11 protein-coding genes are annotated in these 14,371 nt (G+C 48.2%); 4 read left to right on the top strand and 7 right to left on the bottom strand.

The features are described 5' to 3' along the window. Positions 1-48: 48 nt before the first annotated feature. The gene (locus QUA50_RS24270; protein ID WP_333298857.1) at positions 49-813 is read right to left on the bottom strand and encodes a sulfotransferase domain-containing protein; all 765 of its coding nucleotides are present in this window, start codon (positions 811-813) and stop codon (positions 49-51) included. A 284-nt stretch (positions 814-1,097) separates the two neighbouring features. Further along, entirely contained in the window at positions 1,098-1,367 is a 270-nt protein-coding gene (locus tag QUA50_RS24265) for a hypothetical protein (protein ID WP_333267686.1), read from the bottom strand. A 373-nt stretch (positions 1,368-1,740) separates the two neighbouring features. On the opposite strand from QUA50_RS24265, the gene hpsA reads away from it, so the two are divergent. The 4 genes from hpsA to QUA50_RS24245 are packed head-to-tail and all read left to right on the top strand — an operon-like array spanning position 1,741 to position 9,429. Then, on the top strand, positions 1,741-6,924 hold the full coding sequence (hpsA, locus tag QUA50_RS24260; RefSeq protein WP_333267685.1) for a hormogonium polysaccharide biosynthesis protein HpsA: 5,184 nt from the start codon (positions 1,741-1,743) through the stop codon (positions 6,922-6,924). A gap of 40 nt (positions 6,925-6,964) precedes the next feature. After that, positions 6,965-7,624, top strand: a complete 660-nt coding sequence (hpsB, locus tag QUA50_RS24255) for a hormogonium polysaccharide secretion pseudopilin HpsB (RefSeq protein WP_333233433.1) — start codon at positions 6,965-6,967, stop codon at positions 7,622-7,624. Positions 7,625-7,682: 58 nt separating this feature from the next. Further along, the gene (gene hpsC / locus QUA50_RS24250) at positions 7,683-8,753 is read left to right on the top strand and encodes a hormogonium polysaccharide secretion pseudopilin HpsC (protein ID WP_333233434.1); all 1,071 of its coding nucleotides are present in this window, start codon (positions 7,683-7,685) and stop codon (positions 8,751-8,753) included. A 58-nt stretch (positions 8,754-8,811) separates the two neighbouring features. Further along, on the top strand, positions 8,812-9,429 hold the full coding sequence (locus QUA50_RS24245; protein WP_333267682.1) for a prepilin-type N-terminal cleavage/methylation domain-containing protein: 618 nt from the start codon (positions 8,812-8,814) through the stop codon (positions 9,427-9,429). Positions 9,430-9,751: 322 nt separating this feature from the next. Here the strand turns inward: QUA50_RS24245 and QUA50_RS24240 are convergent, their stop codons facing one another. From QUA50_RS24240 to QUA50_RS24220, 5 genes are all read right to left on the bottom strand, one after another. Continuing rightward, the gene (locus tag QUA50_RS24240; RefSeq protein WP_333267692.1) at positions 9,752-10,540 is read right to left on the bottom strand and encodes a cobalt-precorrin-6A reductase; all 789 of its coding nucleotides are present in this window, start codon (positions 10,538-10,540) and stop codon (positions 9,752-9,754) included. A gap of 28 nt (positions 10,541-10,568) precedes the next feature. Then, positions 10,569-11,081: a hypothetical protein gene (locus QUA50_RS24235; RefSeq protein ID WP_333233439.1), complete on the bottom strand. Its 513-nt coding sequence runs from the start codon at positions 11,079-11,081 to the stop codon at positions 10,569-10,571. A gap of 372 nt (positions 11,082-11,453) precedes the next feature. Then, complete coding sequence (locus QUA50_RS24230) at positions 11,454-11,657, bottom strand: hypothetical protein (RefSeq protein WP_333056000.1); 204 nt, start codon at positions 11,655-11,657, stop codon at positions 11,454-11,456. Positions 11,658-12,452: 795 nt separating this feature from the next. Continuing rightward, the gene (locus QUA50_RS24225; RefSeq protein ID WP_333056001.1) at positions 12,453-12,800 is read right to left on the bottom strand and encodes a hypothetical protein; all 348 of its coding nucleotides are present in this window, start codon (positions 12,798-12,800) and stop codon (positions 12,453-12,455) included. Positions 12,801-13,133: 333 nt separating this feature from the next. Then, positions 13,134-14,216: an ABC transporter ATP-binding protein gene (locus QUA50_RS24220; protein WP_333267690.1), complete on the bottom strand. Its 1,083-nt coding sequence runs from the start codon at positions 14,214-14,216 to the stop codon at positions 13,134-13,136. Positions 14,217-14,371 lie beyond the last annotated feature (155 nt).

Raw genomic sequence — 14,371 nt, 5'->3', positions numbered from 1 at the left:
TATTGACGATTATTGTGGGTGAACCCGCCCCTACAATTCCCGAAATGATTAGTCCCAGCCGAAGTCTCGATCGCACAGTTGGGCTAGTCTTTGGTTGTGCGATCGAAAATATGCTCTCAATTGCTCGTATACTGTCTGGCTGATGGGGGGATATTGGGTGGCGTTGTATTTTTCGTAGGTTTGTAGTTGGTGTGGCGGCACTTCTAGAAAGTCTAAGACGCTGTTGTATGTGCCGAAGGGATTGGTATATAAGTCTTCGCTTTTGAGGATTAAAAGTTGTGATTTGGGAAAAAGTTTTATCCAGGCTGGGAGTTGATCTGCGTAAATGCCGCGGGTTAGATAGCTGTGGTGTTGGTGTTCGTAACTGTAGTAGTTTGGGTTGGCTTGGAGTTTTTCTATTTCGCCTTTGAGTCTTTCGGGTTCGGCGGCGATCGCACTTTCTAATGATAGGGATTCGTAGCCTATTTTGATATAGTAATAATAGTGGGAGATTGCGCGTTCTACTGGGTTTCTCAGCAGGGCGATTATTTTAACTTTGGGACATAAATCATAAATTCGCTGGGGAACTTGGGGGTGACAGATATAGTAGGGGCTGGCTTCTCCGGTTAGTAGGTTTTCGCCTGGTTGGGGCTGGGGAAATTGGGCGTAGTACCAGTCGGGGCTTTTGTCGAAGTTGAAGTCGAAGTAATGGATTTCTTTTTGGGCGGCGGGGAGGATTTGGGGATGTTGGATTAGGTAGTTGTACAGGGATGTTGTGCCGCCTTTTTGGGCGCCGATGATGATGAAGTCGGGGGGTTTGGGGGGTTGTTTCATGGGTGGGGATGGTAGGTTTATTTGGCGCTTGTACTGACAGTGTTTCGGATTTGGCATTTGTACCGATTGTCCGCCGGGGGTTAAAACCCCCGTCTCATAGCGCAAGTCCTTTGAAAAGGACTGAAGATGTATTTATATATCTAATATCTTAATATTTGATTAGTCCTATGCAAGAGGACTTTAGCTATGAGACGGGGGTTTTTAACCCCCGGCGGGCTGGGGCGCAAGACGAAAATTCGATCGCACTTGGGGGCATTAGGGCAATTCGATCGCACTTGGGGGCATTAGGGCAATTCGATCGCACTTGGGGGCATTAGGGCAATTCGATCGCCCAATTTAGATTTGATGGCGCTGACAGGCATAACGATTCGATGGGCCGATCGTGATTGTAGATTCCGGTGGTTGAAAAGCGCTAGCAAGGCGAACACAACAACAAAGCCTGCCAGACAAGGGCTGGGAAATACATCGGATACGATCGCGATCGCTGTTTTTGGGCGATCGCATTCACTCTGAGTCTGACCACGAATTTCAAAGGTGGTATCAAGCCCCCGCATTTATCTCGCGCAAGTCAATCGAAAATCTAAAATCCAAAATCCTCAAGAAAGAGCATTTATCTCGCGCAAGTCAATCTAAAATCTAAAATCTAAAATCTAAAATCGATTGACCCCTGACATTTCAATTTAACTAGATTAGAGTGGAGTTAGGAATATCTAATCCCTGCGGGGCAAATCTTTCGCGGAAATATATTATCGGCGGCGATTTTGGTTGTGGGTTTGTGGGTTTTATTTTTCAGCCAAGGTACAAATTAAAATTTGTGCAAGAGGCTGATATGCAGGTTGTGGAAAATGGGAACAATAAAGATGGGATTGTACTGTCGAGCAGTAACTACCAGCAATACCATCTCTGAAATTATTCAGGAAGGCGTCAATGTTTAAGAGCAAATTATCCAAAGTTATCGTATCCCTGCTGCGGCGGATTGCTGGTGTTACCAGATCCGGGGCGAAGCGGCTGATGAGAGCAATGCTGCAAACCCTGATGGCTATGGGCCGGAGGGCGAGACTGCCGGTGGCGGGGTTTGTGCTGCCGACGGTGACGATGGTGTTGCTGGTAGTGATTTTGCTGACTGTGGCGATTACGCTGCGATCGTTCGATCGGGCGAATACGGCGCGTAACGTGCGCGTGAACCAGCAGGTACTGGCGGCGGCGACTCCCGCGCTCGATCGGGCTAAAGCGAAAATTGAATATATGCTGCGGGAAGATCCGCAAAGACCGACATCAACTCCATCCGATGCAGAAATGTACCGGATTATGTCGTCTTATGATACAAATAATGACTTTTATACATTCGCGGGTGAGGAACGCCTGGTACTCCGAGCCGATTTAAATAACAACGGCACTCTCGATCCTACCCCTGCGAACCTAAAAAGCTCGCTTTTTAGCGCACCCAACATAGAAAATGAAGAGCTAAATACTGCTTGGAGATATCCGGTCGATACCAATAACGACGGTATATTTGACACTTTTACTCTTTACGGAATCTACTTTCGTACTCCAAAAAGTGTAAATCCAAGACCGAGAAAAGAACTGGATGCCAGAACACCGCCAATGCAAACAGGAACCATCAACCCAGCCTGTACTCAAGGAGAGGGTACGGTTGCAAGTTTGGTAGGGGACTCAGGTTGGGAAAGAAGAACTGGCCGGCTCCAGAAAAGTTTCTTTGTTTACACGGTTAACGTACCGATTAAACCGGAGGATATAGCAAGCGGCTTGAACCCCTCCAACAAGTATCAAGCTTTCACTGGAACCTCCAGCATATCGGCTCTCGAATACCAGCAAGACCAAAGCCGCATTCCCCTCAGCAACAATGCGGTTGTATATGAAGACGACTTAGATATATCGCCTGGACCTCCGTTGAATCTAAACGGGCGGATATTGACAAATAGCAACTTTTTGGTGACAGGTTTAAATGCGCCAAATACGGTTCAACTATATGAGGTTAGTAGCAAGCAATCTTGTTTTTACGATCAAGAAAATAGCAGAATACTCGTAGGCGGTAATGTTGTTAACGGGTGGGCGGGTAATAGTGAGACTCGAAATGCCGTGGGAGTACATCTTTTCAAAAGCATAAGCGACACCGCAAACCAACCCAATACAAATGCGCCAACAATTAACAGCGCCCCCAATCAATCTGTAGATCAAAACAGCCTTCAGGTACTGTACAACAACAACGCTTACTCCCAGCGGTTAGATGCCTTGGTACAGGGTCAAATACAAGCAGATCCAACAGGTAATAACGACCCAGTTTCTGTTCAGCAAGCAAGGCTGGCCCCCAAGAGTCAGAGTCGCGATCAAGCATTACAAGATTATTTTAAAGATAGGCTGCGGAAAGTTCCTTTTGCAGAAGCACCCCTCGGAAGCAATGGAGGGGTTGTTGCGGGCGGGAACTACATTCAAGGAACCGGTAACAGTCTCAGACCAATAGATGCCTGGAGCCTTCCTAATGGAACTGCGACCGTAGGAAGTGCGGCCGGGCCGACGGGACTCACTATCCGTCCAACTCAGCTACCAGCCGAAGACCCCGCTCAGTTAAAACTTACGGACAGCGAAAATTTATTGGGCAATCGAGTTACGGTAGGCAACAACTTGCCAACACTGCGGTGGAACGGCACGACATTTACTAATGACGCTCAGGCAGTAGATGGCACCACTACATGGGCAAATAACGGCCCAGTTCGCACCCGCACACCGCAAGTAACCAAACTGGCTGACGTGGGAGCAACTGACCGCGGCAACGGTGTAGGCGAAGCACCAGACCTCGCAAATCCTTTCCGAGATGGTTTCTGGGAAAAAAGCGCCACTGAACAACCGAAAACTCCCCTTGACGGTGTTGGCGGTCTGCGGGTAATTACCAGTGCAGGAGTGTACGATCGCACTAATTCCTTCCTGCCACCACCTAGCTGGATAAATGCTACTACTGGTCTTCGGGTAACTGGACCCGCCTCCGGCTTTGCTTTCCCTGCCGCCAATACTTACGACGACCCGGAAACAGCGGCTGTGGAACAGTACCGCGTCGTGTGGCCCGACTCGATGCCGATGTCCCCATTGGGCCCGGGTTCTCAAGTATGGAACAATACTACCGTGGGTTCTAACCCCGGTGACTGGGCTTCCTGGCCGGCCGGAGCAACGGCAGACGGCACTGGCTTGCCTGCAGCACAGAACAATCCTAATTTTGTTGCTGAGCAAGCCGCCACGGCTCGCCAATTTGCCAAAGGTGACTTGCGGATGCGGGCAACCGCAGTGTATCAGTACGCAAATGGCTACGACCCAGTAGCACAAGCAGCAGCAGGAACCCAACCAGTTCAGACCCCCTTGGCCTGCGTCAGCAGCTACTACGACCCCAGCAATGCTTCCACAGCGAGAAACATATCGACCGGAGCCCTACCCGATGTTAGCGGAGAGGGAGCGCTCGCACCAGATGTCGCAATACGCCAAGGAACACGGGGAACACAGCAGGCCTTTATCGGCTCTAACAACGGCATCACATACGGCCCCCCAACCCAAAGACTGCAACCGGCTGCTTCAGTCCTGAACGTCGCTACAGGCTTGCTGGGCGGTGGAGACCCTATTTTGGAAGCCCAGGCAAATATGGTTTTTCCTGATGGTAGGTTTGCCAACGGGCCGTTGAGAACCGCCCTCCAAGTTGCTCCAGCGGCTCGCACGCTAGCACAACAAGCAGCTATTCACTCAACTAATTGTGCCCTACAAATACTTGACGGCTCGATCGCTCGTGCTCCTGGACTGATTCCTGACGGGGCAATTCAAGAAGTAGCATTTATCAACGGCAGAGAAGTCAAGGCGGTCGATCGCGATGACCCGAGGACGATCGTCAACGAAGCTTTTACCCTAAGCAGTCCAATAGGTACAGCCCCACCAGCAGCACAATTAACCGGCAATTACAACCAACCCCTAGAAGAACGGGAACCCTTAGAAATTCGGGCCACTCAGCTTGACTTAGCTCAACTTAAAAGATCGACCGCTCCAACAATTCCTAACGGGCCAGCCACGGAATATTTGTTGCCAAACAGCGGGATTATTTATGCTAGCCGAGACGACGCGCTACCCGATCGCAGCTCTCGAACGACAAATCCATTGAGGGACAGAGATCTCAGTCCTACAGACAACCTACTAGATCCAACCCGCAAGCCTAACGGCATTGTCCTGATTAACGGTCAGCAGCTATTTCGCGGTGGCGGAAACACCCCCATACCACCAGCGAACCTAAATGCTGTAGTCATAGAAAAAGGGCTGACCTTGGTATCGAATTTGCCGGCTTACATCAAAGGAAACTTTAACCTTCACGGCAACATCCCGCCCGCTGCTCCGGGTACTACACCCACTTTTACAGAAGTGGAAGAGTTTACGGATCGTGTGAATAACCCAAGTTGGGGAAACTTTTACACTCGTGACACCCTTAACCCCAGCTTTGCTTGCCGCCAGGGAGATCCTAGGCTGCCGAACTGTCAGGGAGACTTTTGGAGACCGGCAACAGTGCTGGCAGATGCAGTCACCCTGCTATCGCAAAATTACCGTTTTGGTTTCCGCAACGAGGGAGACTTTGACCTGAGAAACAATGCGGGCGCTGCTGCTGTATTACCCCGCAGACAGCAAGGATTTTTCAACAACAACTTTGTTACTAACGGACTTTCCAGCGGGGCATTTTTAACCAACGGCAATTTAGCTGCCCCGGGTGCGACGCCAGTCCTGACAGACGCTAACTACGCGGCTGGAGTGAATCAATCAGCCCCACTATGGAGCTCCTACTTCAACAACTTTGTTACCCCGGTGCAGCGACGGGGGCCTTTCCCAGAATATGTAATGGAAACTTGCATGAAACTGCCGGTTTCTGAGTGTACGGATGCCGACTGGTTTGTCGATCCGCTAGCAACAGGAGGAAATGCACCACGCACGGCAACCGCTGCGGCGGCTGCTGGGAATTATGTGCCACCCAATCCTAACCTCACTACTCAATCTTTTCAAGCTGGATCGACCGTCGATCCTCCATTGCCGGCATTGCAGCGATTCCCCCGCCGCGTGGCTTTTCAGAGGCCGTTAGACCCTGCCAATCCACAGCCTTGGGGGATTAATGGAGGAAATATTGCACCAGGTGTCGGCGGTGTCAGAGGAACTAACGCTCTGTGGTTTGCGGGGTCGAATCCTGCGGGTAATACTGTGGTTTACGATACCAGTCTTCCGTATCGGGTCAACACCGACGCTACCTCTGCCGGCACTACAGACGCCAGCAAAGTACCTCTACCAAGGCTCGCAGCAGCAAGCACTCCATTACCATTACCAGCATTAACAGTACCGCCAGCAACCTACAACTACGCGGGGTCGCAGCCACTATTGGTGCCACACCCGCAGCTCATGAATGTAACACGAGTAACAGGATCAGCGCCATACGACCCACGAGGTACCGTAGCGGGTGCACAACAAACACGCTGGGTACCCATGGCTGTAGGTGGTAACGGTACCACATTCAATCTGATCGTGGGAGCGGGCGACACTCCTTCGAGGGCGCTAAACAATTCGGTGGGTGACTTTAACGGCGGTTTGCAAAACTTGCCCAGATTCTTGGAGAGGTGGAGTAATGGTACAGATGCAATTGCTAGTAACATCAAAGGGTCTTTTGTGCAGCAAAAGCGCAGCGCTTTTAGTACCGCACCCTATCTGCCAAGTTTGCCTGACGGCTTTCTAAATACGGCAAATCAACTGGTAACTCTGTTCGCCGTATCGCTTAATAATGCACCGCCTGCTCGTCTTGCAGGTATCCCGGCAGAAACTAGATACAACATACAAGGTTTTCAGATTCCATACTTCACCCCGCCAAACCGGAATTGGGGTTTTGACGTGGGCCTGCTATCTCAGCCACCTGACTTGTTTACTCAAAGGTTCACTACTCCTTCGACAAATACTCAGCCTGCTGAGTATTTCCGGGAAGTACCCCGCAATGACCCGTGGGTAAAAACTTTGATGTGTGGCACTGTGGCTGCCGATCAGCAGCCGAATGCGAATCAAAATGCCACTTCCCTTCGCAGTGGCTGCCCGACTTAACCCTCTAACTTTCCGCCGCGCAATTACTGGAGTCCTATTTATGACTAAGCAAAAACAACACCAAAATTTATCCCAGTCACGAGATGGTGGCTACACGATTATCGAGTCATTGGTAGCGATGATTGTAGTTTCGGTGCTGATGATTGCGATCGCCCCTGTGATGGCTTACTCAGTAGCGACTCGCGTACAAGCGCGGCGGATAGAACTGGCCACCCAGGCGGCTACAGCTTACATCAACGCTCTGAGAGTGGGGGCGATCAAACCTCCAACTAATTCACAACCTACGATCGGTTTTCCGGCCCGATATACGACTGTTCCTCCTGCTCCTGATTCTACAAACCCTCAGAGTAATTTGTACTGCGTTAACTTCAATGAAACCCCAGATTGTGATGACAGCAAAGACTTTTTTGTTCAAGGTCTTTGGCGAAATCCAGCTAATACAACCACTGATCCGACACCAACAGGCTATGAGCTGACTGTGCGGGTTTACCGCGCGGATGGGTTTACCGGAGCGACAATGACAACTGTACAGCAATCAGTTGCTAATTCCGGTCTGGGCAATCCTCAAGCGCCTTTGGTGGTAATGAAAACACAAATTCCCCCTACTTCACAAGGAACTGCGTCCGCGCGTCAAGCATTATGTTCTCAACTTAACTCTCCCTCTAACCCTGATGGAATTAAGAACTCTCTGTGCCAGTAATCAAAGCCGTGTTATCAAATCATAATCGCTCCCCCATGTGACAAAGGAAAAAGTCAAAATGAAAACTTTACTCAGGTTGCTTCTAAAAACTCAGCACCAACGAAACCGCTCAGGGCCAGCTCAAACTGAAAAGGGCATGACTCTCGTCGAGCTATTAGTCGGAGCAATTATGGCGTTTTTAATCATTACGCCGATGCTCGGTTTTGTAGTCGATATGCTGAATACCGACAGGAGGGAACAAGTAAAGTCAAACACCGAGCAAGACGTTCAGGCGGCACTTGATTTCATAGCCCAAGATTTGAGTCAAGCTATTTATATTTATGATAATAATCCCGCTCCTGCCAGCACTCCCACCACTACTGCTACAGGCATTCCTGCACTCCTAGCAGGGAATTTCATCCCCGCTGCAAATGCAACTCAAACCCCGATTCTTGTATTTTGGAAGCGACAGATTCTCCCGAATTCTCTTCCTCTGGTTGCAGGTGACCAACCAGATACTTGCACCACAACACCAAACGGCGCAAATACGTGCAACGATACCTATGTTCTAGCATTAGTTGCCTACTACGAAGTTAGAGATGCAAACCCTACTTGGTGTCAGCCATCAGGAGCCCCTTGTCCTACCCGTATTGTTAGGTATCAAATTCAGGACGGACTGCGAGATCCTAACTTGACAGATCCAGCTCTCTTAAACCGCTACTTTGCTGGTGTAAGTGACTCGCAAGATCGCAGTGATGCCTTTAACCCAGGTTTTGACATCAGTAACCCCACTCAAAATGTGACGTTCCCAGGCGTGGGTTGGGATCGTATTGAAGTATTGGTTAATTACATTGACCACAGCCCCGGGCCGGCACTCACAGGCAATGAATGTAGAACCGCTCTTGGCAATCCCACCGATACATCAGGAGTTACGCCAACACCAATCCCAGAAACAACTTTAATAATAGCCAACCCAACAAATAGCTTTTACGCTTGTGTTGATACATCTAAAAACATAGCCAGAGTGACGCTAAGAGGAAACAGCCTCCGCCGCCTTCAACCCAACGATACTGCTTACAACCCCAACAGATCGGCATTTTTCCCAACAGCAAGCGTGCAAGTACAAGGTCTGGGTGCGCGAGGAAGATAACTGATGTCTAAAACTGATTGCCGAATAGCGCGACTAGCATATAAAACAGGAGAATAAAATGAAAACCCCAATATTATTAAAAGTTTTGCAGATTTCTGCAACAAAAGCAAACCCTAATTTCAACAAAACTGCATCCAGAAAAGATGATGGAGGATTCACCCTTCTAGAAGTGCTCGTGATAGCGTTAATCATAGGTATATTCAGCTCGATCGCGGCTCCAAGCTGGCAGGGATTCATCAACAGACAAAGAGTTCGCACTGTGAACGATCGCGTTTTCCAATCATTACGATTTGCACAAAGCGAAGCAAAGCGAACTAAGAGCGATAGAGTAGTTACATTAAATCGATTGGTTGACCCGCCAACAGCTACAATTAAGACAGATCCAGCCCAAAATCCTCCGCTACAAACAGTGACTTTCGACGCGGGAGGCGAAATTAAACCTGGACAGGTTAAACTTTCTGTTGCTAGCTGTCCTAATAACAACTGCACGGCTGCTACACAACTTACTTTTAATTATAACGGTGTAGTCGATCCCAACAATTTAAACAATCCAGAATTACCTTTTGTGGTAACAGTTTCTACTGTTAACGGTGGTGCTAAGCAGTGTGCGATCGTGGAAACTCTCCTAGGAGGAATGAGAACTGCTGAAGGAAATGATTGCCGAACGCTACCATAGTTTTCAATAAATTGAATCTTAATCTCTAACAGCAATTCCGCATAACTTCTGAATTGCTAAAAAATATTAACTTAAATTATTTTATATTTCAAACCCTATTAAAACAGTCAAAAAATGCAGCTAGAACTAAAACAAATAATCATCCAGCCAGGAAATCAACTATTACTCAAAGACAGAACCTGGCCGATGTTTGAAACCCTACTAATATCATTTCCGGTAACACCAGAACGATGTTGACGGTTGACAGTTGACAGTGAACAGTCAACCGTCAACCGTCAACAGTCAACTCGAATTTACTATTCCGATGCTAACGAATTTGATATCATAACTGCTGAACTAACCAAGAGATCGCCCCTGCAACATCAGCAACCTGCTCAACATCCGCAATCGGCGGCCGCTGCACCATCACCACCGGAATTCCCAGTTCCCTAGCCGCAACAATTTTCGCATAAGTAGCACCGCCGCCGCTGTTTTTACTAACAATAGTATCAATCTGATATTCTAATAGTAATTGACGCTCCTCATCCAAAGAAAAAGGCCCCCTTGCTAATAACAACTTACCATTAGGAATAGGAGAATTGAGTGCCGGAGGATCGATCGCCCGCATCAAAAACCAAATAGCATCCAAACCAGCAAAAGCAGCCAATTCCTGCCTACCAATCGTCAGAAACACCCGCTGAGACAGCCCTAATAAAGCCCTTGCAGCCTCCGAGTGGCCCGCAACTTCAATCCAGCGATCGCCCTCCACCCTCTCCCAAGCAGGCCGCACCAGCATCAAATAGGGCACATTACATTCAGCAGCAGCAACAGCAGCATTAGCAGAAATCTGAGCCGCAAACGGATGAGTAGCATCAATCAAAAAGTCGATCGGGCGATCGACTCCCTTGGCGTAGCCCCCGTAGGGGCGGGCTGAGCTAACGCGCAAAAACGCCGCCAGCCCAGCCGCCCCACCAAACCCCCCAATCCGCACCGTACCCGTTTTGGGGGTAAAAGGCTGTTGAGTGCGTCCTGCTAGCGAAGAAACCACCTCAATATCAGCAATTTGAGACGCTCTCACCGCCAGTGCCGCAGCATCCCCCGTCCCCCCCAAAATTAGCAACCGTTTTTTCACCAAATTATACTTCTGCCTGCAATTTTCCTTAAAAACCGATGACTTGAGTGTCAGGAGGCAGTGCAGTTGCCTCGGAGACCTTTTTAAACACAGTTGCCTGCTCGTTTAAGGAATTAGGCCTCGCCTGTCCGGGATTCGTGCCTTGCAACTGAAGCCGCATTTGACCTTCGGGAGTCAACTCAAAAACAGTCTCAACGGTTTCTGTGCTGCTGAGGCCGACATCAATGTGCATCGGTTTTTCACCCAGATTAACTTTGTACCTCATTTCTTTGGCGCGGGCAGCTCCGTCGGGGCCTTTAGCCATGAGAAACAATTTGCCTTCTGGCGCAAAGACGAAGGTGAAAGACTGACCCGAGGCGACAGTGCCTTGCCATTGGCCTAGGAGTTGCTGGTCGAGGGTGCTAGCGGCCGGGGCTGCTGTTTCTTGGGCAATTGTTGGTGTTGCTGCGGATGCTGAACCGAGGGCGGCGTTGAAGCTAATGAGGATGCCCAAGCAAAGGCTACCTGCGATCGCTTTACCAATCATTTTTGAATTAGACATGAGACAAATCTAAAAATTGGTTATTTGTTTTGTACACTGTAGCCGTAAAACCGTACTTTGTTTAGTTTAAATCCCTTTTATGGATAGATATAGGTTGAGGTTCAAACCTACAACGCAGTTGTCATCCCCGAACTAAAGCTTTTTACTCGTTACCAGGCTTTTACTCGTTACCAGGCTCTTCCTGGTAACGCATATCCGCAGGAAGAGCCTCCCTAGTCTGGGCAGAGGCAGAGCCTCGCTTACATCGTTTCCCAGGCAGAGCTTGGAAGTTAACCAGTTATTGAAACTGATGCGAGTATTGCTATAATTGACTATTGCGATCGATCGCATCTCCAGATAGTTTAGCAAATCCATCCCATTAATAGTCTTTCATTAATTTTTTTCAGTATCAGCTTCGACTTGTTCTGTCGGAGATTCCGGCGCCGGTTCCTGTGGATTTCGCGATCGTTTCATTAGCTCCAATGCCTCTGCGTAAGACCAAGCCACGTTCACAAGAAAAGCTTTCGCCATGCCGGACAAATTTTGTGCATCCTCGGTTTCAGGCGCTTCAGCTTTTTGGTTGCCGTCATTCATCATATTTTTGTTTTCTCCCGGCCAGGTTTTTATAGCGATTTTTTGCAGTCTGCGATCGATACCCACAAACTATGATTTTTCTTGCACCCGCACCCTAAGTATCTTTGAGGATATGACCTTGATTACCACAAATAATATCATCAATAAGCTGTGGAGCATTTAAACCAGTAACGAGGCTAAGCTAATACGCATTTAAATTGCATGGGGCAATAAATTTTCCTTCTTGTGGGGAGTAGGGGTTGGGCCGGAAAGCCCGCCCTCAACATACAGCATATTCCATGTATATGCGGTACATACAAGAAGAGAAACGCGAGTAAGGTGCGGATACACCCGTCAATCTGCAATCTTTATCAAATATGAAGGAGCGACGCACCCTACGGACTAACACCACACAATATAGCTGCTAAGGATCGCGAATTAAATAACTTACAATTTTAATTGTTATTGTGGGATGGGCGTCCCGCCCGTCCAAAAAGGATGGGCGGGACGCCCATCCCACTTTCAAGAGTGGAAGTTATTTAATTCTCATTCCTAATGTACTTTATGAACCAGCGAATATGCTGTAACATAAAAGACTTTCAACTCAAAAACCCAGTTTCACCTGAGAAACTGGGTTTTTGAGCATCTGTTCTAGTTTATGTATGGTCGCCTACTTGATTGCGTCTGCCGTATTAACTAGCTCAACCTATTTAAACCTCAAACTTTTCAGGTGTTCAGAAACTCGCAAGGGCGAGCACTCTTGGCTGCGCCCCGAAAGCAATCAGGTTTCTCAGTGTTATATTTTTTTAGTGGGAGCTACTAATCCTTTAATTCGCGGATACTTCTCTTAGCAGTGTCTTGATACATCTCCCCCATTTCTTTCACGGCTGCTCCTGCCTCTTGCCCAATCTTCTGAACTCGATCGCCTGGAGAGTCTGAGGTTTCGCGAGCTTCTTGCCTCCATTCCCGTGTTGTTTGGGGTCTTTCAGGATTGTTGAGCTCAGACTTTGAGCTGGCTTGCGCGCCAAAACCTTTGTTACTGCTTCCCGAATCAACATTTGTTGTTAGGAGCAGAAAACCGACTAGGACAACACTCAAAAAACTCTTGATTTGAAAACCCTTAAGCAGGGAACTGATGCGAGCAATGGCTGTGGAAATCAAATTCATCTCAGTAATACTCCCGAAGTTAATTGGTGATAATTTTCAACATTTTTTCATCTAATTGACTCGCTCCAAATTTAGCAGCTAATGCGAGGTAAAGCCAACTTAGCTTTAACTTGCGATCGACCACCTAAATAGAGTTATAGGTTAACGATAAAATCTGGTAAACACGCAACCTATGTGTGAGCCAATTAGCTTTTTCACACATGAATATCACCTTAACAGCAGCCAAATAGTTCTACCTCTAACTAAAGTCATAACTTAGTTAGAAGCAAAAAACATATTTTTATACACATGGTTAGACAATTTTTAATCAAGCATGGTATGCAGGGCAAATTCTTATTGCAAGCGATCGCCCGTTTTCACGTCAAACCAGTGCAGCAACTGAGGCGGAAAAACCAGCTCTACAATTTCGGAATTCCAGTGGCGGTCATTTGGCAGCAAAGCCCGCACCGTTACAGACTCCACACCTTTAACTCGGACGCTAACTAAATTTTGCATCCCCAAGTTTTCCACTAAAAAAACCTCACCTTTAATTGCCTCTGGGGCCGACATCTTGCCGGCCTCTGCATCTGCAAAGCCGACGTGTTCGGGGCGAATTCCCAACACAATTTCTGGCGGCACAGTCGGCATATTTGGGAGTGGAACTCCAAACTCCCCCAACTTAGCAAAATTGCCCTGGCATTTAAGCACGAGCAAATTCATTTGCGGGCTGCCCACAAAACCAGCTACAAACTGATTGGCCGGACGAGTATAAATTAAGTGTGGCGGATCGAGCTGCTGCACGTTGCCGCAGTTGAGAACTGCGACTTTGGTAGAAAGCGTCATTGCTTCGGTTTGGTCGTGAGTTACGTACACTACCGGAGCTTTTTGTGAGGAAAACAATTGTTTAAGTTCGGCCCTAACTTTTTCCCGTAATAATGCGTCGAGATTGCTCAAAGGTTCGTCGAGCAAAAATACTTCCGGTTGGCGCACTAATGCGCGGCCGAGGGCCACTCGCTGCCGCTGTCCGCCTGATAGTTTTCCTGGTTTGCGATCGATTAATTCCGTCAATCCGAGGGATGTTGCAACTTCCGTCACTAACCGATTGATTTCGCTGGAGGAGATTTTGCGAAGTTTGAGGCTCGATGCCATATTCTCGTATACTGTCATGTGCGGATAAAGCGCGTAACTTTGAAAAACCATTGCAATATCGCGATCGCCCGGTCTGAGATAAGTGACATCGCGATCGCCAATTCTAATCTCGCCCCTAGTCGGCTGTTCCAACCCTGCAATTAACCGCAGCGTCGTAGATTTGCCGCACCCCGAAGGCCCCAGCAAAGTTAGAAATTCCCCTTCGCTGACATCCAAACTAATGTCTTTCACGGGAACAACTTTAGGGCTGTAGGTTTTATTGAGGTTTTTGAGTTGCAATTTTGCCATGATTTTTAAACTGTTGACTGTTGACTGTTGACTGTTGTTACAACTGATATCTTGCACCATTCTCAATAAGCCTTTTAGGAACGGGCTAGAAGCCCATTCCACAAGAAATCTACTCTTTGTGGAACAGGCATCTTGCCTGTTCTTGAGAATGGTGC

It is taken from the genome of Microcoleus sp. M2_D5 (assembly GCF_036701935.1).
GTDB lineage: Bacteria > Cyanobacteriota > Cyanobacteriia > Cyanobacteriales > Microcoleaceae > Microcoleus.
Note: the sequence above shows the minus strand (reverse complement) of the source record. Positions and strands in the feature narration are given on the sequence as shown.